Source organism: Streptomyces vulcanius (genome assembly GCF_042653945.1).
Classification (GTDB): Bacteria; Actinomycetota; Actinomycetes; order Streptomycetales; family Streptomycetaceae; genus Streptomyces; species Streptomyces mangrovi.
This window is the reverse complement of the sequence record NZ_JBHSFK010000004.1, coordinates 420277-440798: the sequence shown is the minus strand read 5'-3', so window position 1 is coordinate 440798 and position 20522 is coordinate 420277. Positions and strand designations below refer to the sequence as shown.

Here is a 20522-nt window from a genome sequence, read left to right as displayed (position 1 = left end):
GGGTGCCGCGCCGCCCGGCGTTTCCTACTGCCTGCCGACTGCTACTCCGACGGCTACTTCTCGATGGTGAAGCCCTGCTCCTCGCCGTACTTCACCGAGGCGTCCTGCCAGGCCTTCAGACCCTCCGCCAGCGTGGTGCCGGAGACGTAGGCCTTGCCGACCGTGTCGTTGAAGATCGAGTTGGCGTACGGCTGGAAGGGCAGGTACGACCAGTCGTCGGCGACGTTCGCGGCCGACTCGGCGAAGATCTCGTTGGCCTTCTGGCCGCCGAAGTACGGGAACTCCTTGTTCTTGAACTCGGTGGACTGCACCTCCGCGACGGTCGCCGGGAAGGCGCCCTCCTTGACGCGGGTGGCCACACCGTCACCGGCGTTGGCGTACTCGACGAAGGCGTAGGCGAGTTCCTTGTTCTTGCCGAGCGCGGGCAGCGCCAGGGAGGAACCGCCGTTCTCCGCGCTGGCCTTGTCACCCTTGGTCCAGGCCGGCATCGCGGCGGCACGCCACTGGCCCTTGGCGTTCGGGACGCCGGTCTCGAAGTTGGCGGGCATCCAGGCGCCGGTGGCCAGGGTGGCGATGGTGCCGTCGCCCAGGCCCTTGTACCAGTCGTCGGTCCAGCCGGTGACCGGGGCGAGCAGCTTCTCGTCGATCAGCTTCTGCCAGACGGTCTCGAACTTCTTGGCGCCGGCGTCGTCGAAGTTGATGCCGACCTTGGTGCCGTCGACCTTGTACGGGCGCGAACCGGCCTGCCACAACATGGAGGTGGTGAAGCCCGCGTCACCGGTGTCGTTGGCTATGTACGTCTTCGGGTCGGCCCTGTGCAGCTTGCGGGCCGCCTCCAGGTACTCGTCCCAGGTGGTCGGGACGGCGATCTTGTACTTGTCGAAGACCTTCTTGTTGTAGAACAGCGCCATCGGACCGGAGTCCATCGGCAGGCCGTAGACCTTGTCACCGTCACTCACGGCGTTCCACGGACCCGGGTTGTACTTGGCGGCGAGCTTGTCCGCGCCGTACGGGGCCAGGTCGCTGAGGCCCTTGGTGAGGGAGTACTGGCCGAGGGCGAAGTACTCGACCTGAGCCACGTCCGGCACGCCCTTGCCGGCGGAGATGGCATTGGTCAGCGCGGTGTAGTGCTTGTCGCCGGAGCGCTCGCTGACCAGGTTGATCTTGACCTTGGGGTACTTCTTCTGGAAGTCGGCGGCGACCGTCTTCAGCGTGGGCTCCCAGGCCCAGACCGTGACCGTGCCGCCCTTCTTCAGGGCCGCCTGGATGTCGCCGGCCGAGACCGCCTTCGTGTCGGAACTGTCGTCCGAGCTGCCGCAGGCGGTGGCGCCGAGCGCCAGGGTGGAGAGGAGGGCGAGGCCGCGCAGCAGGCGGCTGGTCGTTCTGCGCATGAAGGTGCTTCCACTTCTTCGTGGGTGGGACTGGTGAGGGTGGGGGTGGGGCAGGGGTGGTGCTGGTGGAACGTGGGGTTCGGGGCGGCCCGGGGGCCGGGGGGTCACTCCTTGACGCTTCCGGCGGCGAGGCCGGACTGCCAGTACTTCTGGAGGAACAGGAAGGCGGCGATCAGGGGAAGGATCGTGAGCAGGGACCCCGTGATCACCAGGTTGAAGATCACGTCACCGCCGATGGTCTGTGCCTGGGAGCTCCAGGCGCCCAGCCCCAGCGTCAGCGGGTACCAGTTCGGGTCCTTCAGCATGATCAGCGGGAGGAAGTAGTTGTTCCAGGTGGCGACCGTGGTGAACAGCAGGACGGTCACGATCCCGGGGGCCAGCAGCGGGAGGGCGACCTGGAAGAAGGTCCGCACCTCGCTCGCCCCGTCCATCCGGGCCGCCTCCAGCAGCTCTGTCGGGATCGCCTCGGCGGCGAACACCCACATCAGATAGAGACCGAACGGCGAGACCAGCGACGGGATGATGACCGCCCAGGGGGTGTCGGTCAGCCCCATCTTGCTGAACATCAGGAAGGTCGGCACCGCCAGCGCCGTGGCCGGTACGGCCACCGCGCCGATCACCACGGCGAAGACCACCCGCTTGCCGGCGAAGTCGAACTTCGCCAGCGCGTACCCGCCCAGCACCGCGAGCAGTGTCGCGCCGCCCGCACCGAGCACCACGTACAGCAGGGTGTTGAGCAGCCAGCGGCCGAAGATGGCGTCGTGGTAGGTGAAGGTGTCCCGGACGTTGTCCCACAGGGCGAAGTCGTGGGCGAACCACAGCCCGTTGGACTCGGCCAGGCCCGTCTGGGTCTTCGTGGAGTTGATGACCAGCCAGATCAGCGGCACCACGGTGTAGAGGACCACCAGGGCCATCAGCACGGTCAGCAGCACATTGCGCTTCGGCTTGCCCGGGGTGTGCTTCTTGCGGGGGGTCCGCAGCTTGGGGGCGGTGTTCTTCGCGGGGGAGGCGGTGACAGAGGTGGTCATCGGGTCACGCTCCCTTGCGCATGCCGCGCAGCTGGACGGCGTAGGCGACGATCATTGTGATGACGCCCATGATGATGGCCACCGTCGCGGAGTAGTTCTGCTGCTGGCCGTTGAAGGACAGCGAGTACGTGTAGAGGTTCGGGGTGTAGTCCGTGGTGAGCGCGTTGGGGGCCAGCGGACGCAGGATGCTCGGCTCGTTGAAGAGCTGGAAGCTGCCGATGATCGAGAAGATCGTCGCGATGACGACGGCGCCCCGGATCGCGGGCAGTTTGATCGAGCTGATGATCCGCCACTGACCGGCGCCGTCGATCTCCGCCGCCTCGTACAGCGAGGTCGGGATGACCCGCAGGGCCGAGTAGAAGATCAGCATGTTGTACCCGACGAACTCCCAGGTCACGATGTTGCCGATGGAGGCGAGCACCCAGTCGGGGGAGAGCAGGTCGGGCAGCGTGACACCGAAGGTGTCGTTGACGTCGCCGACCAGACCGTACTTGGTGCCGTACATGAAGCCCCACATCAGGGTGGCGACCACGGCGGGCACGGCGTACGGCAGGAAGATCGTGATCCGGAAGAAGCTCTTGCCGTAGAGCCGGCCGCTGTCCAGAGCCAGCGCCACCAGCAGGGCTATACCCAGCATGATCGGTACCTGGACCACCAGGAACAGGGCCACCCGACCGACGGCCGACCAGAAGGCGTCGTCCTTGAGGGCGTTCGTGTAGTTGTCCAGGCCGACGAAGTGGTTGCCGCCGATGAGCTGGTCCCGGAAGAGGCTCAGATAGATCGAGTACGCGATCGGGGCCAGGAAGACCAGGGCGAACACGGCCACGAAGGGACCGATGAAACCCCATCCCGTCCAGGAGCGGCGGTCGCGTTTCGCCGGGGGTGGGGCCGGCCGCGGCTCGGCGGCTGCCGACGGTTGCAGCGTCGTCATGATGTTCCTCGCTCGTGCAGTCCTGGAACCGGGGGTGTTGCGGGGAGATTTCCGGTCGCTTCACCGCCACCATGATGTTTACGCAAACATCAGCCACGCAAGAGGCTTGGCGGACTGTTATGTTTACGTAAACATCTGATGGCGGCATGTCTACACTGCCCTGATGACGACGGTCAAGGGTCCTTTGGGAGAGATCGTGACACCTACGCGGACAGAGAGGTGGGGACACTGTGGACATGGCTGAAAGAAACCCGGCGACGACGCCGAGACGTGCTCGGGTCACCGCCTCCATGGCCGACGTGGCACGGCTTGCGGGGGTCTCCTCGCAGACGGTCTCCCGGGTCTCCAACGGTTACGCCGGCGTGAACGAGGAGACCCGGCGGCAGGTGCTCGCCGCGATGAAGGAACTGGGCTACCGGCCCAACAGCGCCGCGCGCGCACTGAAACGCGGTGAGTTCCGGACGATCGGGGTGATCACCTTCTCGCTGTCCTCCACGGGGAACGTCCGGACCCTGGAGGCCATCGCCAACTCCGCCGCCGCCGAGGGGTACGCGGTGACGCTGCTGCCGGTCGCCGTCCCCACACAGGACGAGGTGCGGGGCGCCTTCACCCGGCTCGAGGAACTGGCTGTCGACGCGGTGATCGTCATCATGGAGGTGCACCTCCTGGACGCCGCGACGATCATGCTGCCGCCGTATGTGCAGGTGCTGGTCGTCGATTCCGACGCCGGGGAGCACTACACGGTCGTCGACACCGACCAGGCGGGTGGGAGCCGTATCGCTGTGCGGCATCTGCTCGACCTCGGGCACGACACCGTGTGGCATCTGGGCGGGCCCGCGGACTCGTTCGCGGCGCAGCGGCGTACCGACGCGTGGCGCGCCGCGCTCGCCGAGGCGGGGCGTACGGCGCCGCCGCTCATCCGGGGGGACTGGTCGGCGGAGTCCGGGTATCACGCGGGGCTCGAGCTGGCGGGTCGCTCGGACTGTACGGCTGTTTTCGCCGCGAACGATCAGATGGCGCTGGGGTTGCTGCGGGCGCTGCATGAGCGGGGGCGGCGGGTGCCGGCCGATGTGAGCGTCATCGGATTCGACGACATCCCCGAGGCGAGTTCCTTCCTGCCGCCGCTCACCACTGTCCACCAGGACTTCGCCGAGGTCGGGCGGTTGTGTGTGCAGGCTTTGCTCCGGAAGATGCGGCAGCACGATCTGGAGCGGGGGACGACGCTGGTGCCTACGCGGCTCGTGTTGCGGGAGAGTACGGCTCCGCCGTCCGGGTCGTAGGTCGGCTGCGGGTGCGTTGTGGCTGGTCGCGCAGTTCCCCGCGCCCTTTCAGGGGCGCTCCAGGTACCGGCGTTCCACAGCTCGGACTGCTGTTTGCCATGCCGTTGTGACCGCTTGGTGGGCCGCCGTAGTGCCTCGGTCGGTCTCGGTGGGGAGGCGGAGCGGGGCGCCGAGGTGGACATGGCAGCGTGGGCGGCGGACCGGGGCCGTCAGGGTGCCCGCCAGCTGCTTGCCCACCGAGCCCGACGCTATTCGCCGGGCGCCCGCGTGGCCGATCGGGACCACCAGGGCGCCGGAGGTCTGGGCCAGGCGGGCCAGGCCGGTGCGGAAGGGCTCGGGCGGGGTGGGGGCCGCGTCCCGGCGGTTCGGGAGGCCGCCCTCGCCGTAGAGGAGTACGTGCCGGCCGCCGGCCAGTGCCTCCGCGGCGGCGTCGAGGGCCAGTGCCGCCCGGGCCGTGCCGCGGTGGACCGGGATGTGGCCGTCGCGGGTGAGGGCGCGGCCGAGCAGCGGGATCCGCCACAGCCCCGCCGTCGCCAGCACCACCGGGTGCAGGTCGAGTCGGCGCAGCGCGGTCATGACGACCGCCGGGTCGGCGAGGGAGTCGTGGTTGGCGACGAAGATGCTCCCGGCGGGCAGGCGCATCCTGATCTCACTGGTGACGGTGAGCCGCCCGAGGAACGGGGCCAGGGCGAAGGCGGTACGGCTGAACACACGCGGTTCCTCTCCGGGAGCGATGATCGTGCCCCGAGTCTCGCGGTTCGCGGGCCCCGGCGCCTGAGTACGGGTACTCAGACCTCGCGGAAGATCACCGCGACGGGGGAAGATGGAAGCTCGAGCCAATGGTCAACCGACATGGAGGAGCGGGCACATGCAGCACGAGCGAGCGGGCCGGCCGGCCGACCCCGAGGACCTCGTCGACGTCGCCCGGCTGGTCACCGCGTACTACGCGCTGCACCCCGACCCGGCCGACCCGGCGCAGCGCGTCGCGTTCGGTACGTCGGGCCACCGCGGCTCCTCGTTGAACACCGCGTTCAACGAGGACCACATCGCCGCCACCAGCCAGGTCATCTGTGAGTACCGTGCCGCGCGGGGCACCGACGGCCCGCTCTTTCTCGGCGCCGACACCCACGCCCTGTCCGAGCCCGCCCGGGTCACCGCCCTGGAGGTGTTCGCGGCCAACGGCGTGACCGTGCTGATCGACAGCGCCGACGGCTACACGCCGACCCCTGCCGTCTCGCACGCGATCCTCACCCACAACCGGGGGCGCGTCGACGGCTACGCGGACGGCGTGGTCGTCACCCCGTCCCACAACCCGCCCGCCGACGGCGGCTTCAAGTACAACCCGCCCAGCGGGGGACCCGCCGGGTCGGACGCCACCTCCTGGATCCAGGACCGTGCCAACGACATCATCGCGGCCGGGATGAAGGACGTGCGGCGGGTGCCGTACACGCAGGCGCTGGCCGCGCCCACCACGGACCGGTACGACTTCCTCGGCACGTATGTCGCCGACCTCCCGAGCGTCCTTGACCTGGACGCGGTCCGCGCCGCCGGTGTGCGCATCGGCGCCGACCCGCTGGGCGGGGCCTCGGTCGACTACTGGGGGCGGATCGCCGAGCAGCACCGCCTCGACCTGACCGTGGTGAACCCGCTCACCGACCCCACCTGGCGGTTCATGACGCTCGACTGGGACGGCAAGATCCGCATGGACTGCTCGTCGCCGTACGCGATGGCCTCGCTGATCGAGCAGCGGGACCGGTTCGACCTCGCCACCGGCAACGACGCCGACGCCGACCGGCACGGCATCGTCACGCCCGACGCGGGCCTGATGAACCCCAACCACTATCTGGCAGCCGCCATCGCCTACCTCTACGCCCACCGTGAGCGGTGGCCCGCCGGCGCGGGCGTCGGCAAGACGCTGGTGTCCTCCTCGATGATCGACCGGGTCGCCGCCGACCTCGGGCGCCGGCTCGTCGAGGTGCCCGTCGGTTTCAAGTGGTTCGTGGACGGACTGGTCGACGGCTCGCTCGGCTTCGGCGGCGAGGAGTCGGCCGGCGCGTCCTTCCTGCGCCGGGACGGCTCCGTGTGGACCACCGACAAGGACGGCATCATCCTGGCGCTGCTCGCCTCCGAGATCACCGCGGTCACCGGGAAGACGCCGTCGCAGCACTACACCGCCCTGACGGATCGTTTCGGCGCGCCGGCCTACGCCCGTATCGACGCACCCGCGAGCCGCGAGGAGAAGGCTCTGCTCGCCAAGCTCTCGCCCGCGCAGGTCACCGCCGACACCCTGGCCGGGGAGGCCGTCACCGGTGTGCTCACCGAGGCCCCCGGCAACGGCGCGGCCCTCGGCGGCATCAAGGTGACCACCGCCAACGCCTGGTTCGCGGCCCGTCCCTCCGGCACCGAGGACGTCTACAAGATCTACGCCGAGTCGTTCCTCGGCCCCGACCACCTGGGCCGGGTCCAGGAGGAGGCCAAGGGCGTGGTGATGGCGGCGCTGGGCGGCTGAGGCCGCGCGGCGGCGACGGACGGGTCCGGTGGTGCGTGTGTTCTACGCGACAGCCGGACCCGCCTTTGTCTGGCTATGATCCCATGAGAGTCAAATCTAAGGTTTGCCCCAAATGGGCTGCCGTCCCCGCCGGAGTGATCGATGTCCCGCAGGCCCACCCTGGACGAAGGCGACGAGCTGCTGGCCAGGCTCGGCTCGCTGACCGCCCAGGCGCGCGAGCGCGCGGAACTGCAGCGCTCCCGGGTCGAACTGGCCCTCGCCCTCCAGCGCGGCATGCTGCCCCGGGACCTCCCGGACGCCCCCGGCTTCCGGCTGGCCGTCCAGTACGTCCCCGCGTGCCACGGCCTGAACGTGGGCGGTGACTGGTACGACGCGTTCACCATGCCCGACGGGCGCATAGGCCTGTCCATAGGCGACGTACAGGGCCACAACATCGAGGCGACCGCGTTCATGGGCCAGGTCAGGGTCGGTCTGCGCGCCCTCGCCTCCGTCACCGGCGAGCCCGGCGAACTCCTCGCCCGCACCAACGAACTGCTCCTCTCCCTCGGCAGCGACCTCTTCGCCACCTGCACCTTCATGCGGCTCGACCCCGCCACCGGGATCCTGGAGAGCGCCCGCGCCGGACACGTTCCCTGTGTCTGGGCGACAGCGGACGGAAAGTCGGGCGTCGCCGAGGACGAGGGCGGACCGCCCCTCGGCGTCCTCGCCGGCATGACCTACCCGGTCACCCGGTACCGGCTCACCGAGGGCGGTGTCTTCGTCCTGCTCACGGACGGCGTCGTCGAGGGTCCGACGCTGAGCGTCGACGAAGGGCTCGACCAGGTCGTGCGGCTCGCGGGCATCGCCGCCGTCGCGGGCCTGGAGGCGGGCTCGCTGGCCGCCGCCGTCCTCAAGGTCGCCGCACGCGTCGGCCACGAGGATGACGCGGCGGTCCTGGTCGTCGGCCACGACGGGCCGCGGGCAAGGGTGCCGCGGATGCCGCCCCAGCCCTCGGCCGTACGGCTCCCACCTGGCCGACCGCGCCGCGACGGTGTCTGATGGCAACTGTGCTGCGTACCCCGGATCCGGATCCGCGTCCGCGCCGGTGGGCGATGTTAGCCCTCCAGACGCTCGCGGTCGCAGCCGGCTATCTCGCGGCCGGCCGGCTGGGGCTCCTGCGGCAGCTCGTCGTCACGGGAACGGTGTCGCCCGTCTGGCCGCCCACCGGCGTGGCGGTGGCCGCGCTGCTGATCCTCGGCATCCGGGCCTGGGCGGGGATCGCCCTCGGCGTCGTCCTCGTCATCATGTCGATCACCACGCCCTCCCCCCTGGCCGCGGTGAACGTCGTCGGCAGCACGGCCGCGCCCGTGCTCGCCTACCTCATGCTGCGCAGGGTCGGTTTCCGCACCGACCTCGCCCGGCTGCGCGACGGCCTCGCGCTCGTCTTCCTGGCGGCGCTCACCGCGATGCTGCTCAGCGCGACCGTCGGTGTGGGGCTGCTCGTCGTCGAGGGCGAGCTCGGCTCGGGGGGTTTCTGGCCGGTCTGGCTGGCCTGGTGGGTGGGGGACGCGATGGGCGTCCTCATCGTCACCCCCGTCCTGCTCCTGCTGCGGGCCGTGCCCCTCCCTCCGCATCTGCCGTTCCCGCCGCCCCGCTGGCGGGAGGCGCTGGGCCTGGCCGCCATCACCGCCGCGGCCGTCCCGCTCGCCGCGCGCAGTCCGATGAGCCTGCTCTTCCTCGTCTACCCGCTGCTGATCTGGGCGGCCCTGCGCTTCCAGCTGGCCGGGAGCATGCTGTGCGCGCTGTTCACCTCGGTCGTGGCGACGCTCGCGGCGACGGACGGGGTCGGTCCCTTCGCCGGTCTCACCCGGGTCGAGGTGATGATCAAACTGCAGGCCTTCAACGGCACACTGGCCCTGACCGCCCTGCTGCTGTCGGCCGTGATCACCGAGCAGCGCAACACCCGCCGCTCGGTGGAACGGGCCTGCCAGGAACTCGTCGAGGTCCTGGAACACCTGACGGCCGGTGACGTATCGCACGGGCGGGCGGTGAAGGACCGCGAGGGCTGACCCGGGTATGTCCGGGCGAGGTCAGGCCCCCGGCACCCGGTCCAGGAAGCCGCTGACGGAGCTGATCCGGCCGTCCTCGGCGAGGGCGACGACGTCCGAACCGCCGGCCGGGGACGAGCCGTCGGCCGTCGACACCAGGTCCCAGGAGAAGCGGGCGATGTGGTGGTTGCCGTCCACCTCGCCCTTCAGCCGGAACTCGAAGCCCGGAAACCGGGCGTGCGCGCCGGCGATGACGGCGGCGATCCCCTCGTGGCCGGCCACGTCGGCCAGCGGGTCGGTGTAGGTCGCGCCCTCCGTGAAGGCGTCGGACACGGCCTTGGCGATCGCCTCGGCGCCGTCGGCGTTCCAGGCGGCGAAGTAGCGCTCGGCTGCGGTGGCGTACGTCGACATGGGGTCTCCTCGGATCGGTGGAGAGGGGCGAGAGGCTTGCGTGATCACTGTGCCGGGGCGGGCGGGACCGGTCGATTACTCCGCGGGTAATCGACCGACCGCGGATCATCGGCGTGCGGGCGGCTCCGGAACCCTGCCATGCTGTGCGCCGTGGAGAATCCCGCCCCGGTCCCTCCCGACCCGGTGACCCCCGACGCCCCCGGCGATGTCACCTTCCCGCTGCTCACCCAGCGGTGGCTCGACCTCTGCTTCCTCCACTGGCCCTTCGCCCCCGGGACGGTCGCGCCGCTGCTGCCCGCCGGGACCGTGCCGGACACCCACGAGGGAGTGACGTACGTCGGACTCGTGGCCTTCCGTATGCACCGGGTCGGCTGGCTGCGGCTGCCCGGAGTGCCGTACCTCGGGTCGTTCCCGGAGACCAACGTGCGCCTGTACTCCGTCGACGGGCACGGACGGCGCGGGGTCGTGTTCCGCTCGATGGACGCCTCCCGGCTGATACCCGTGGCGATGGGCCGGGCCGCCTTCCGGCTGCCGTACCTCTGGGCCCGGATGCGGGTGCGCCGTACGGCCGCCGGCACCGTCGCGTACACCAGCACCCGCCGCTGGCCCGGCCCGCGCGGCGCGTACAGCCGGATCGAGGTGCGCCCCGGCGAGCCCATCGGGGAACCCACCGCGCTGGAGCACTTCCTGACCGCCCGCTGGGGGATGCACAACGCGTTCTTCGGCGGCGCCGCCTATCTCCCCAACGACCACCCCCGCTGGCCCCTGCACCGCGCCGAGCTGCTGTCCTGCGAGGAGAACCTGATCGCCGCGGCCGGACTGCCCGCCCCGCGTGAGGCCCCGGTCAGCGTCCTGTACTCCCCGGGCGTCCCCGTACGGCTGGGCCGCCCGGCCCGCCCGGCCGGGCTCCCCACACCCTGAGGGGCTCTCCTCAGCCCCGGCGGCGTGCCGTTCCCGCCGACAGCTCCTGCCGCAGCCGTCCCGGGTCCCAGCCCTCGGTGACCGCCCGCCAGAGCGTGTCCGCCTGGGACGGCGGGGCGAGGCCGTCGACCGGCGGGTCGAGGTCGAGGTCGGTGGGGAAGGGGTAGCCCTCGGCGGTGGCGGCGACCACCCGCCGCAGCCACTCCGGCCCGACCCCCTCGTCGCGGCGCCGCAGCAGCACCGGGAACAGCGCGTTCGCCATCGCCTCGCGGTCCACCGTCTCCATGGCACGGCCGAAGGCCGAGGAGATCTGGAGCAGGTTCGCCATGCGCAGGATGTCCGCCGAACGGTTGTGCCCTGCCGCGTGGAACAGCGCGGGGTTGAAGAAGGCCGCGTCGCCCTTCTCCAGCGGCAGCTGGACGTGGTGGGCGTCGAAGTACTCGACGAACTCGGGCAGCCGCCAGGCCAGATAGCCGGGCTCGAACTTCTGCGAGTGCGGCAGATAGAGGGTCGGCCCGGACTCCACCGGCATGTCGCAGTGGGCCACCGCGCCCTGCAGGGTCAGCACCGGGGACAGCCGGTGCACATGCGCCGGGTAGGCGGTGGCCTGCCGCTGCGAGAGGAAGCCGAGGTGGTAGTCGCGGTGCGCGCTCTGTGCCGCGCCGCCCGGGTTGACCACGTTGACCTGCGAGGTCACCTGGTAGGCCGGGCCGAGCCAGGCCTCGGCGACCAGCTCCAGGACGTCGTTGGCGTAGTAGTCCGCGAACACCTCCGGCGCCCGTACGGCCACCTTGTCCAGGGCGTTCCACACCCGGTCGTTGGCGCCCGGCTTGGCGAAGTGGTCGCCGCGCGAGGTGCCGGCGGCGCGCTCCTCCCGGATCAGGGCGCGGAAGGCGTCGGACGCCGCGTCCACGACGGCCGCGTCGGTGAAGGCACCCTTGAACACCACGATCCCGGGCCCCTCCAGCAGGGTCCGCACCAGCTCGGCCTGGACGGTGCGGCGGCCCTCGGGCGTGGCCGCCAGGGCGCGGAGCCGGCCGCTGTCGTAGAGCGGGACGTTCTGCTCGATCCGGGCCGCGGACGGGTGGTCGGCGAGGTCGGTGCGCTGCTCGACGAGCGCCCGGAACGCGCCGAGGTCGCAGTCCTCCTCGGTCAGCCAAGTCCGTGATCGCGCGGCGCTGGGGATCATGTGCGGCTCCTTTCGCAGGCCCGTGTTCTTCCGCCAGTCTCGTCCATCGGGTTCAACCTGCCGCCGTCGGCCGGCTGAGCGGGACCCGGCATACGGTGTGGGGGTGCGGGTGACAGAAGGCTGGCGGGGCCGGTGGGAGCGCCACGAGCGGGTCCGGGACGCGCTGCCCGGGGTGCTGCTCGTCATGGTGGGAGTGGCGGCGACCGCCGCCGACGGCTCGGGCTGGCACGCGCCGCGGATCGCCGGCGCCGGCTGGATGGCCGTGTCGTGCCTGCCCCTGATCGTCCGCAGCCGTTGGCCGCTCGCGGTCGTGCTGGTCACCCTGGGCATCGACCTCGCCCATCTCGCCCGCGCACCGGACTACCCCCTGGTCCCCGCGGCGAGCCTGGTCGCGCTGTACACCCTCGCGACCCGCGACGACCGGCGCACGGCGTGGCTCACCGGGCTCGCCGCGGCCTGTGCCGTCAACGCCGCCTACGCCCTGGCCCACGCCGAGTCCCCGGTGTCCGGGCAGGCCCTCCTCCGGCTGGACATGGTCGTCGCGGCCGTGGCGCTCGGCGACACCGTACGGGCCCGGCGGCGCCGCCTCGCCGAGACCGAGGCGCGCGCCGAGCGGGCCGAACGCACCCGGGAGGAGGAGGCCCGCCGCCGGGTCACCGAGGAGCGCGTCCGCATCGCCCGCGAACTGCACGACGTGGTCGCCCACCACATCACCCTGGTCAACGCCCAGGCCGGCGTGGCCCGCCATCTGCTGCACGGCGACCCGGACCGGGCCTACCGGGCGCTCGCCCACATCGAGGAGACCAGCCGCTCCGCGCTCGACGAACTGCGGGCCACGGTCGGTCTGCTCAGACAGCCGGACGACCTCCCCGACTCCCGCTCGCCCCTCCCGGGCCTCGCCGACCTGGCCGAACTGGCCGGGTCCTTCCAGGCCGGCGGGCTGTCCGTGGACCTCGTGCGCACCGGCCCCGGCGGGCCGCCGCCCGATCCCGCCGTCGGCCTTGCGGCCTACCGCATCGTTCAGGAGGCGCTGACCAACACGCACAAGCACGCGGCGGCGACCCGGGCCCGGGTGACGGTGGACCAGGGCCCGCGCCGGCTGTGCGTCACCGTGACCGACGACGGCCGCCCCGGCACGAGCCCGGGCGAGGGAACGGGCCACGGCCTGATCGGAATGCGCGAACGCGCCGCCGCGATCGGCGGCACGGTCACCGCGGGACCGGACCCCGAGGGCGGCTTCCGGGTCCACGCCGAACTGCCCGTCAGGCTCTCCTGACTCCTTGACCGCCGCTCGGCCCTCCACGATGCTGTGTTGCGGCACATGAGATGCGTGCCGCGATAAGCAACTCTGGTCCGTGTGGAGGAGTGGCCATGGCTCACCAGGTCCGTGCTGTCGTCGCGCGAGCGAAGGGCGCCCCCGTCAGCCTGGAGACGATCGTCGTGCCCGACCCCGGACCGGGGGAGGCGCTGGTGAAGGTCGAGGCCTGCGGGGTCTGCCACACCGACCTCCACTACCGCGAGGGCGGGATCAACGACGAGTTCCCGTTCCTGCTGGGGCACGAGGCTGCGGGTGTGGTGGAGTCGGTGGGTGAGGGGGTCACGGACGTGGCGCCCGGTGACTTCGTGATCCTGAACTGGCGGGCGGTGTGCGGCCAGTGCCGGGCCTGTCTGCGGGGGCGTCCCTGGTACTGCTTCGACACCCACAACGCGCGGCAGAAGATGACCCTGCTCGACGGCACCGAACTCTCCCCGGCCCTGGGTATCGGCGCCTTCGCCGAGAAGACGCTGGTCGCGGCCGGTCAGTGCACCAAGGTCGACCGGGCCGCCCCGGCCGCCGCCGCCGGTCTGCTCGGCTGCGGTGTGATGGCGGGCATCGGCGCGGCCATCAACACGGGCAACGTCGGACGCGGCGACAGCGTGGCCGTCATCGGCTGCGGCGGCGTCGGGGACGCGGCGGTCGTCGGCTCGCAGTTGGCGGGCGCCGCGCGGATCATCGCCGTGGACGTCGACGACCGCAAACTGGAGACCGCCAGGAAGCTGGGCGCGACCCACACCGTCAACTCGCGTGAGACCGATGCCGTCGAGGCGATCCGCGAGCTGACCGGCGGCTTCGGCGCGGACGTCGTCATCGAGGCCGTCGGCCGCCCCGAGACGTACCAGCAGGCGTTCTACGCCCGTGACCTCGCCGGAACGGTCGTCCTGGTCGGCGTGCCGACGCCGGAGATGAAGCTCGAACTTCCCCTCCTGGACGTCTTCGGCCGGGGCGGTGCGCTCAAGTCGAGCTGGTACGGCGACTGCCTGCCCTCCCGCGACTTCCCGATGCTCATCGACCTCTACCTTCGGGGCCGGCTCGACCTGGACGCCTTCGTGACCGAGACCATCGCCCTCGACGAGGTGGAGAAGGCGTTCGAGCGCATGCACCAGGGCGATGTGCTGCGCTCGGTCGTGCTCCTCTGACGGCACTTCCCGCCCGGCACCCGTCCCGCCTGTTCACGCAGGTGGGACGGGTGTTTCGAGCTGCGCCCGGGACGTCCGGCGAACCCCCGCGAACAGGGCTCCTGGACACCTTGACAACGCTTCGGGGCCGACCCCAGACTGGCGTTGCGCTTACCGCAATCCGTTTCGCTATACGCACCGAGGTGTCATGATGATTCCCGCGTGCCGTCTCGCGGACCTCCCGCGAGGCGAGGCCATCCGGCTCGACATCGACCCCGCCGTCTCGGTGTTCCACACCGACGACGGCGAGCTGTACGCCATCGACGACACCTGCACCCACCAGGACGCCTCGCTCGCCGACGGCTGGCTGGAGGGCTGCGAGGTGGAATGCCCGCTGCACGCCTCGAAGTTCGACCTGCGCACCGGCGCCGTGGACGCCCCGCCGGCCAAGCTTCCGGTGCGCACCCACGAGGTGGTCGTCGAGGACGGCGTGATCCACGTCCGGCTGTCCACCGACGCCCCCAACCTCCCGCCCTGCGTCGCCTCCCGGCTCGCCGGGGGTCCCGCGTGAGGACCGTCGCCGTGGTGGGCGCCTCGCTCGCCGGACTCTCGGCGGCGCGCTCCCTGCGGAAGCGGGGCTACGACGGCCGGCTCGTCGTCGTCGGCGACGAACTCCACCGCCCGTACGACCGGCCGCCGCTGTCCAAGGAGTTCCTCGCCGGCACCCTCGGCGAGGCGGACCTCGCGCTGGAGTCGGACGACGAGGACCTGGCGGCGGAGTGGCTGCTCGGCACCCGCGCCACCGGACTCGACCGCGCCGAGCGCGCCGTACGGCTCGCCGGCGGACGGACGGTCCGCGCCGACGGAGTGGTCATCGCCACCGGCGCCGCCGCCCGCACGCTGCCCGGCGCCGAGGGCCTGGCCGGCGTGCACGTCCTGCGCACCCTCGACGACGCCCGCGCCCTGCGCGCCGGACTCGCCCTGGGCGGACGGCTGGTGGTGATCGGCGGCGGCTTCGTCGGCGCCGAGGTCGCCTCCACGGCGTACGCCCTCGGCCTCGACGTGACCGTGGTCGAGGCCGCCCCGACCCCGCTCGCCGGACCCCTCGGCGCCGAGATGGGCGCCGTCGTCTCCGGGCTCCACGCGGACCACGGCGTACGACTGCTCTGCGGCGTCGGCGTCAAAGGACTCGGCGGAGAGCAGTCGGTGGACTCGGTCCTCCTCGAGGACGGGCGCAGCATCCCGGCCGACACCGTCGTCGTCGGCGTCGGCGCCCGTCCCTGCGTCGACTGGCTGGCGGGCTCCGGCGTCGCGCTCCAGAACGGCGTCAAGTGCGGCGCCGACGGCCGCACGAGCCTGGCCGGGGTGGTCGCGGTCGGCGACTGCGCCAACTGGTACGACCCCAGGGCCGGCGACCACCGCCGCGTCGAGCACTGGACCGGCGCGCGTGAACGCCCCGACGCCGCGGTGGCCGCGCTGCTCGCGGGCGGCGCGCTGGAACCGGGCGTGCCCAGGCCGCCGTACTTCTGGTCCGACCAGTACGGCGTGAAGATCCAGTTCGCGGGTCACGCGGCAGGCGCCGACAGCGTGACGATCGAGAACGGCGCCGTCGAGGACCGCGATGTCCTCGCCGTCTACCGGCGCGCAGGCCACCCCGTAGCCGTACTCGGGATGAACCAGCCGCGGCTGTTCACCCGCCGGCGCAAGCAACTCGCCGCGTGAATCACCGAGCCACGACGTTCCCGAGGAGTGCACCCGTGACCTCGACCAGCCTGCCGGACAGTCTGATCGCCACCCTCCCCGGCTCCTCCTACACGGATCCCGGGATCTTCGCCCAGGAGCAGGAGCGCATCTTCGAGACCATGTGGTTCTGCGTGGCGCGCGCCTCCGAACTGCCGAAACCCGGCGCCTTCCGCACCGTCGACGTGGGCCGCGAGAGCATCCTGGTCACCCGCGCGAGAGACAACTCGATCCGCGCCTACTTCAACGTGTGCCGGCACCGCGGCGCCAAGCTCCGCACCGAGGAGACCGGCGAGGTCAAGCGCGCCTTCCAGTGCCCGTACCACGCCTGGACGTACGACCTGAACGGCAAGCTCGTCGCGGCGCCCAACCTCACCAAGATGCCCGACGTGGGCCGCACCGAGTACGGCCTGGTGAGCGTCGCCGTGCGCGAATGGCTCGGCTATGTCTGGGTCTGCCTCGCGGAGAACCCGCCCTCCTTCGAGGAGGACGTCATCGGCGAGGTCATCGGCCGGCTCGGCGACGTCGAGTCGATCGAGCACTACGACATCGACAACCTCTCGGTCGGCAAGCGGATCGTCTACGACGTCAAGGCGAACTGGAAGCTCATCATCGAGAACTTCATGGAGTGCTACCACTGCGCCACGATCCACCCCGAACTCACCGAGGTGCTCCCCGAGTTCGCCGACGGCTACGCCGCGCAGTACTACGTCGGCCACGGCGCCGAGTTCGGCACGGAGATCCAGGGCTTCACCGTGGACGGCTCCGAGGGCCTCGACCGCATACCCGGGGTCTCCGACGACCAGGACCGCCGCTACTACGCGATCACGATCAAGCCGCAGGTCTTCATCAACCTCGTCCCCGACCATGTGATCTTCCACCGGATGTACCCGGTGGCCGTCGACCGCACGATCGTCGAGTGCGACTGGCTCTACCTCCCGCACGTCGTCGAGTCCGGGAAGGACGTCAGCCGGTCCGTCGAACTCTTCGACCGGGTCAACCGCCAGGACTTCGACGCCTGTGAGCGCACCCAGCCCGGGATGAGCTCCCGGCTGTACGCCAAGGGCGGCGTCCTCGTGCCCAGCGAGCACCACATCGGCGCGTTCCACGACTGGGTCAACGAACGCCTGGGGACCCGGCAGGGGTGACAGGGGCGACTCAGCCCAGGTAACCCATCCGGTGGCTGATCTCCTCCGCGCCCTTGAGCAGCACCGGCGACAGCTCGTGCAGCCGCTCCTCGGTGAGCCGGTACGAGGGCCCGGAGGCGCTCAGCGCGGCGATCACCTCGCCGTCCCGGTCGAGGATCGGGGCGGCCATGGCGTGCAGCCCGATCTCCAACTCCTCCAGCGTCCAGGCGTAGCCGCGCTCCCGGGCCTCGGCCAGGTTCTTCTCCAGCTTCGCCTTCGCGGTGAGGGTGTGCGGTGTGACCTTCTCCAGGCCGGACTTCGCCAGCAGCGCCGTACGTTCCTTGGCCGGCAGATGCGCCAGCAGGATCTTGCCGCTGGAGGTCGCGTGCAGCGGGGTCAGTTCCCCGACCCAGTTGTGCGCGGCGACCGCCGCCGGGCCGCGCACCTGGTACAGGTTGATCGCGTAGTGCTCCTGCATGACCGCGATGTTGACCGTCTCGCCGATCTCCTCCGCGAGCCGCTCGCAGACCGCCCGGCCCTGCTGGGTGATGTCGAGACGTCCCGTGACCGCGCCGGCCAGGCGTACGATGCCGAAGCCGAGCCGGTACTTGCCGCGCTCGCCCGCCTGCTCCACCAGACCGCGCGCCTCCAGGGCGCCGAGCAGCCGGAACGCGGTGGACTTGTGAACATCGATCTCGGCGGCCACCTCGCTGACCCCGGCTTCCCCGCGCTGGGCCAGTATCTCCAGCACGCTGATGGCGCGGTCGACCGACTGCACTCCGCCGGCCTGCGAACTCGTCGTTTCGGTGTCAGTGCTGTAGTTGCTCACAGCGAAACTATACGCGTAGTAAACAACGCCATTGCAAGTAACCGGGTCGAAACGAACTCCGGCTAAGTTGCGTTGCTCGCAACCTGGTGCGTATAGCGCTACCGGTACTAGCATGCCTCGCGTATCTATGGCGCGAGCGAGACGAGGCTCCATGGCTTCCCTGCAATACGACTTCGTCATCGTCGGCGGTGGATCGGCCGGCAGCGCACTGGCGAACAGGCTCTCCGCGGACCCCGCGAACCGGGTCCTGGTGCTGGAGGCCGGTCGGCCCGACTACCCCTGGGACGTCTTCATCCACATGCCCGCGGCGCTGACCTATCCGATCGGCAGCCGGTTCTACGACTGGAAGTACGAGTCCGAGCCCGAGCCGCACATGGGCGGACGCCGTGTCTACCACGCCCGCGGCAAGGTGCTCGGCGGCTCCAGCAGCATCAACGGCATGATCTTCCAGCGCGGCAACCCCCTGGACTACGAGCGCTGGGCGGCCGACCCCGGCATGGAGACCTGGGACTACGCGCACTGTCTGCCGTACTTCCGGCGCATGGAGAACTGTCTCGCGGCCGACCCCGACGACGAGTTCCGCGGCCACGACGGCCCCCTCGTCCTGGAGCGCGGTCCCGCCACCAACCCCCTCTTCGGGGCCTTCCTCGACGCCGTCCAGGAGGCCGGGCAGGCCCGCACCGACGACGTCAACGGCTACCGCCAGGAGGGCTTCGCCCCCTTCGACCGCAACGTCTCCCGAGGCCGCCGGCTGTCCGCCTCCAAGGCCTACCTCAAGCCCGTCCGCAAGCGCCCCAACCTGACGATCCGCACCCGCGCCCTCGTCACCCGGGTCCTGTTCGAGGGCAAGAAGGCCGTCGGTGTCGAGTACCGGCGCGGCAGGGGCGCCGTCCAGCAGGTGCGGGCCAAGGAGGTCATCCTCTGCGGCGGCGCGATCAACTCCCCGCAGCTGCTCCAGCTCTCCGGCGTCGGCAACGCCGAGGAACTGGGCGCGCTCGGCATCGACGTCGTCCACGACCTCCCCGGCGTCGGCGAGAACATGCAGGACCATCTGGAGGTCTACGTCCAGTACGCCTGCAAGCAGCCCGTCTCCATGCAGCCGTACATGGCGAAGTGGCGCGCCCCCTTCATCGGCCTGCAGTGGCTGCTGCGCAAGGGGCCCGCCGCCACCAACCACTTCGAGGCCGGCGGCTTCGCGCGCAGCAACGACGACGTCGACTACCCCAACCTGATGTTCCACTTCCTGCCGATCGCCGTCCGCTACGACGGCTCCTCACCGGCCGGCGGCCACGGCTACCAGGTGCACGTCGGGCCCATGTACTCCGACGCCATCGGCTCCGTGAAGATCAAGAGCAGGGATCCGCGCGAGCACCCCGCCCTGCGCTTCAACTACCTCTCCACCGAACAGGACCGCCGCGAGTGGGTCGAGGCGATCCGCGTCGCCCGCAGGCTCCTCAACCAGCCCGCGATGGCCCCGTACAACGACGGGGAGGTCTCGCCCGGCCCGAAGGTGGAGACGGACGAGGAGATCCTCGACTGGGTCGCCAAGGAGGGCGAGACGGCCCTGCACCCGTCCTGCACCTGCAAGATGGGCACCGACGAGATGGCCGTCGTCGACCCCACCAGCATGCGGGTGCACGGCGTGGAGGGCCTGCGCGTGGTGGACGCCTCCGTCATGCCGTACGTCACCAACGGCAACATCTACGCGCCGGTCATGATGATCGCGGAGAAGGCCGCAGACCTGATCCTCGGCAAGCGCCCGCTACCGCCGTCCGAGGCCGTGTACTACCGGCACCGCGACGCCCAGAAGCAGGCCGGGTAGCCCTTGGGCACGATGAGGGCGCCGCTGACCGGCGTCCGCTACGAGGTGCTGCCCGCGAAGGCCACGGAGGACAAGGTCCTCGCGCATGTGCCGCGCGACGTCGTCGTCACCGTGACGGCGTCGCCGGTCAAGGGCCTCGAGCCCACCCTCGACCTCACCGAACGGCTCGCCGCCCACGGCTACCGCGTCGTCCCGCACGTGCCCGCGCGGCTGCTCCGGGACGACGCCCACCTGAAGGACGTCGTCGACCGGCTCCGCGAGGCGGCGGTCGACGACGTCTTCGTCCCGGCGGGCGACGCGGACCCGCCCGCCGGGACCTACGACGGCGCTCTGCCGGTGCTGCGCCGGCTCACCGAGTTGGGGCGGCCCTTCACCCACGTCGGTGTCACCGGCTATCCCGAGAGTCATCCCCTCATCCACGACGACCTCACCATCCAGGCGATGTGGGACAAGCGCGAGCACGCCACCTACATCGTGAGCAACCTCTGCTTCGACCCGCGTGTCCTGACGGAGTGGCTGGCCCGGATCCGCCGCCGGAACGTCACCCTGCCCGTGTACCTGGGCGTCGCGGGGCCCGTGCAGCGGGCCAGGCTGCTCGCCATGGCGACGAGGATCGGCGTGGGGGAGTCCACCCGCTTCCTCACGAAGCACCCGTCCTGGTTCCTGCGGTTCGCCACACCCGGGGGCTACTCGCCCGAGCGCCTGCTGACCCGCATGGAACCCGCCTTCTCCCAGGTGGCGGGGCTGCACCTGTTCACCTTCAACCAGATCGCCGAGACGGAGGCGTGGCGCCGCGCGCTGCTTGACCGGCTCGACGGCTGAAGGCCGTATACGACAGCGGGCGGGCCGGAGAACCGGCCCGCCCGCTCGAGCGGCCGCAC

19 protein-coding genes are annotated in these 20522 nt (G+C 71.0%); 12 read left to right on the top strand and 7 right to left on the bottom strand.

All coding sequences use genetic code 11. The annotated features are described in order from the left end of the window. Nucleotides 1–53 precede the first annotated feature (53 nt). The 3 genes from ACFPIH_RS08905 to ACFPIH_RS08895 all read right to left on the bottom strand — a co-directional run bounded on the left by ACFPIH_RS08905 (nt 54) and on the right by ACFPIH_RS08895 (nt 3350). Nucleotides 54–1391, bottom strand: a complete 1338-nt coding sequence (locus ACFPIH_RS08905; RefSeq protein WP_381187527.1) for an ABC transporter substrate-binding protein — start codon at nt 1389–1391, stop codon at nt 54–56. Between the two features lie 104 nt (nt 1392–1495). Continuing rightward, the gene (locus ACFPIH_RS08900) at nt 1496–2419 is read right to left on the bottom strand and encodes a carbohydrate ABC transporter permease (RefSeq protein ID WP_381187524.1); all 924 of its coding nucleotides are present in this window, start codon (nt 2417–2419) and stop codon (nt 1496–1498) included. A gap of 4 nt (nt 2420–2423) precedes the next feature. Beyond that, a complete protein-coding gene (locus tag ACFPIH_RS08895) occupies nt 2424–3350 on the bottom strand; it encodes a carbohydrate ABC transporter permease (protein ID WP_381187521.1) in 927 nt (308 codons plus the stop codon). Between the two features lie 236 nt (nt 3351–3586). On the opposite strand from ACFPIH_RS08895, the gene ACFPIH_RS08890 reads away from it, so the two are divergent. Further along, nucleotides 3587–4630 carry a LacI family DNA-binding transcriptional regulator gene (locus ACFPIH_RS08890; protein WP_381187518.1) on the top strand — a complete coding sequence of 348 codons (1044 nt, stop codon included), beginning with the start codon at nt 3587–3589 and terminating at the stop codon, nt 4628–4630. A 48-nt stretch (nt 4631–4678) separates the two neighbouring features. On the opposite strand, the gene ACFPIH_RS08885 is transcribed toward ACFPIH_RS08890, so the two are convergent. Continuing rightward, nucleotides 4679–5341, bottom strand: a complete 663-nt coding sequence (locus ACFPIH_RS08885; RefSeq protein WP_381187515.1) for a lysophospholipid acyltransferase family protein — start codon at nt 5339–5341, stop codon at nt 4679–4681. Nucleotides 5342–5498: 157 nt separating this feature from the next. Between ACFPIH_RS08885 and pgm the strand changes: the two genes are divergently transcribed. The 3 genes from pgm to ACFPIH_RS08870 all read left to right on the top strand — a co-directional run bounded on the left by pgm (nt 5499) and on the right by ACFPIH_RS08870 (nt 9187). Further along, nucleotides 5499–7139, top strand: a complete 1641-nt coding sequence (gene pgm, locus ACFPIH_RS08880; RefSeq protein WP_381187512.1) for a phosphoglucomutase (alpha-D-glucose-1,6-bisphosphate-dependent) — start codon at nt 5499–5501, stop codon at nt 7137–7139. Nucleotides 7140–7280: 141 nt separating this feature from the next. Next, nucleotides 7281–8177, top strand: coding sequence for a PP2C family protein-serine/threonine phosphatase (locus ACFPIH_RS08875; protein ID WP_381187509.1), 897 nt, complete (start codon nt 7281–7283; stop codon nt 8175–8177). A gap of 53 nt (nt 8178–8230) precedes the next feature. After that, nucleotides 8231–9187: an MASE1 domain-containing protein gene (locus tag ACFPIH_RS08870; RefSeq protein ID WP_381187506.1), complete on the top strand. Its 957-nt coding sequence runs from the start codon at nt 8231–8233 to the stop codon at nt 9185–9187. A gap of 21 nt (nt 9188–9208) precedes the next feature. Here ACFPIH_RS08870 and ACFPIH_RS08865 read toward each other — a convergent pair whose 3' ends face one another. Next, the gene (locus ACFPIH_RS08865) at nt 9209–9577 is read right to left on the bottom strand and encodes a nuclear transport factor 2 family protein (protein WP_381187503.1); all 369 of its coding nucleotides are present in this window, start codon (nt 9575–9577) and stop codon (nt 9209–9211) included. 138 nt (nt 9578–9715) lie between these two features. On the opposite strand from ACFPIH_RS08865, the gene ACFPIH_RS08860 reads away from it, so the two are divergent. Beyond that, nucleotides 9716–10498 (top strand): YqjF family protein, encoded by a 783-nt coding sequence (locus ACFPIH_RS08860; protein ID WP_381187500.1) that lies wholly within the window; start codon nt 9716–9718, stop codon nt 10496–10498. A gap of 10 nt (nt 10499–10508) precedes the next feature. On the opposite strand, the gene ACFPIH_RS08855 is transcribed toward ACFPIH_RS08860, so the two are convergent. Then, nucleotides 10509–11687, bottom strand: coding sequence for a phytanoyl-CoA dioxygenase family protein (locus tag ACFPIH_RS08855; protein WP_381187497.1), 1179 nt, complete (start codon nt 11685–11687; stop codon nt 10509–10511). Between the two features lie 103 nt (nt 11688–11790). Between ACFPIH_RS08855 and ACFPIH_RS08850 the strand changes: the two genes are divergently transcribed. The 5 genes from ACFPIH_RS08850 to ACFPIH_RS08830 all read left to right on the top strand — a co-directional run bounded on the left by ACFPIH_RS08850 (nt 11791) and on the right by ACFPIH_RS08830 (nt 17011). Then, nucleotides 11791–12963, top strand: coding sequence for a sensor histidine kinase (locus ACFPIH_RS08850; protein ID WP_381187494.1), 1173 nt, complete (start codon nt 11791–11793; stop codon nt 12961–12963). Nucleotides 12964–13058: 95 nt separating this feature from the next. Continuing rightward, entirely contained in the window at nt 13059–14144 is a 1086-nt protein-coding gene (locus tag ACFPIH_RS08845; RefSeq protein WP_385876514.1) for an S-(hydroxymethyl)mycothiol dehydrogenase, read from the top strand. 187 nt (nt 14145–14331) lie between these two features. Then, nucleotides 14332–14694, top strand: a complete 363-nt coding sequence (locus ACFPIH_RS08840; RefSeq protein WP_381169954.1) for a bifunctional 3-phenylpropionate/cinnamic acid dioxygenase ferredoxin subunit — start codon at nt 14332–14334, stop codon at nt 14692–14694. Further along, nucleotides 14691–15845 (top strand): NAD(P)/FAD-dependent oxidoreductase, encoded by a 1155-nt coding sequence (locus tag ACFPIH_RS08835; protein WP_381169952.1) that lies wholly within the window; start codon nt 14691–14693, stop codon nt 15843–15845. Before ACFPIH_RS08840 ends, ACFPIH_RS08835 begins: the two co-directional genes overlap by 4 nt. A 35-nt stretch (nt 15846–15880) precedes the next feature. Beyond that, nucleotides 15881–17011 carry an aromatic ring-hydroxylating oxygenase subunit alpha gene (locus ACFPIH_RS08830; RefSeq protein WP_381169950.1) on the top strand — a complete coding sequence of 377 codons (1131 nt, stop codon included), beginning with the start codon at nt 15881–15883 and terminating at the stop codon, nt 17009–17011. A 10-nt stretch (nt 17012–17021) separates the two neighbouring features. On the opposite strand, the gene ACFPIH_RS08825 is transcribed toward ACFPIH_RS08830, so the two are convergent. Further along, nucleotides 17022–17768 (bottom strand): IclR family transcriptional regulator, encoded by a 747-nt coding sequence (locus ACFPIH_RS08825; RefSeq protein ID WP_381169986.1) that lies wholly within the window; start codon nt 17766–17768, stop codon nt 17022–17024. A gap of 202 nt (nt 17769–17970) precedes the next feature. Between ACFPIH_RS08825 and betA the strand changes: the two genes are divergently transcribed. Both betA and ACFPIH_RS08815 read left to right on the top strand, forming a co-directional pair. After that, nucleotides 17971–19641 carry a choline dehydrogenase gene (gene betA, locus ACFPIH_RS08820; RefSeq protein WP_381169948.1) on the top strand — a complete coding sequence of 557 codons (1671 nt, stop codon included), beginning with the start codon at nt 17971–17973 and terminating at the stop codon, nt 19639–19641. A 12-nt stretch (nt 19642–19653) separates the two neighbouring features. After that, nucleotides 19654–20463, top strand: a complete 810-nt coding sequence (locus tag ACFPIH_RS08815; RefSeq protein WP_381169946.1) for a methylenetetrahydrofolate reductase — start codon at nt 19654–19656, stop codon at nt 20461–20463. Nucleotides 20464–20522 lie beyond the last annotated feature (59 nt).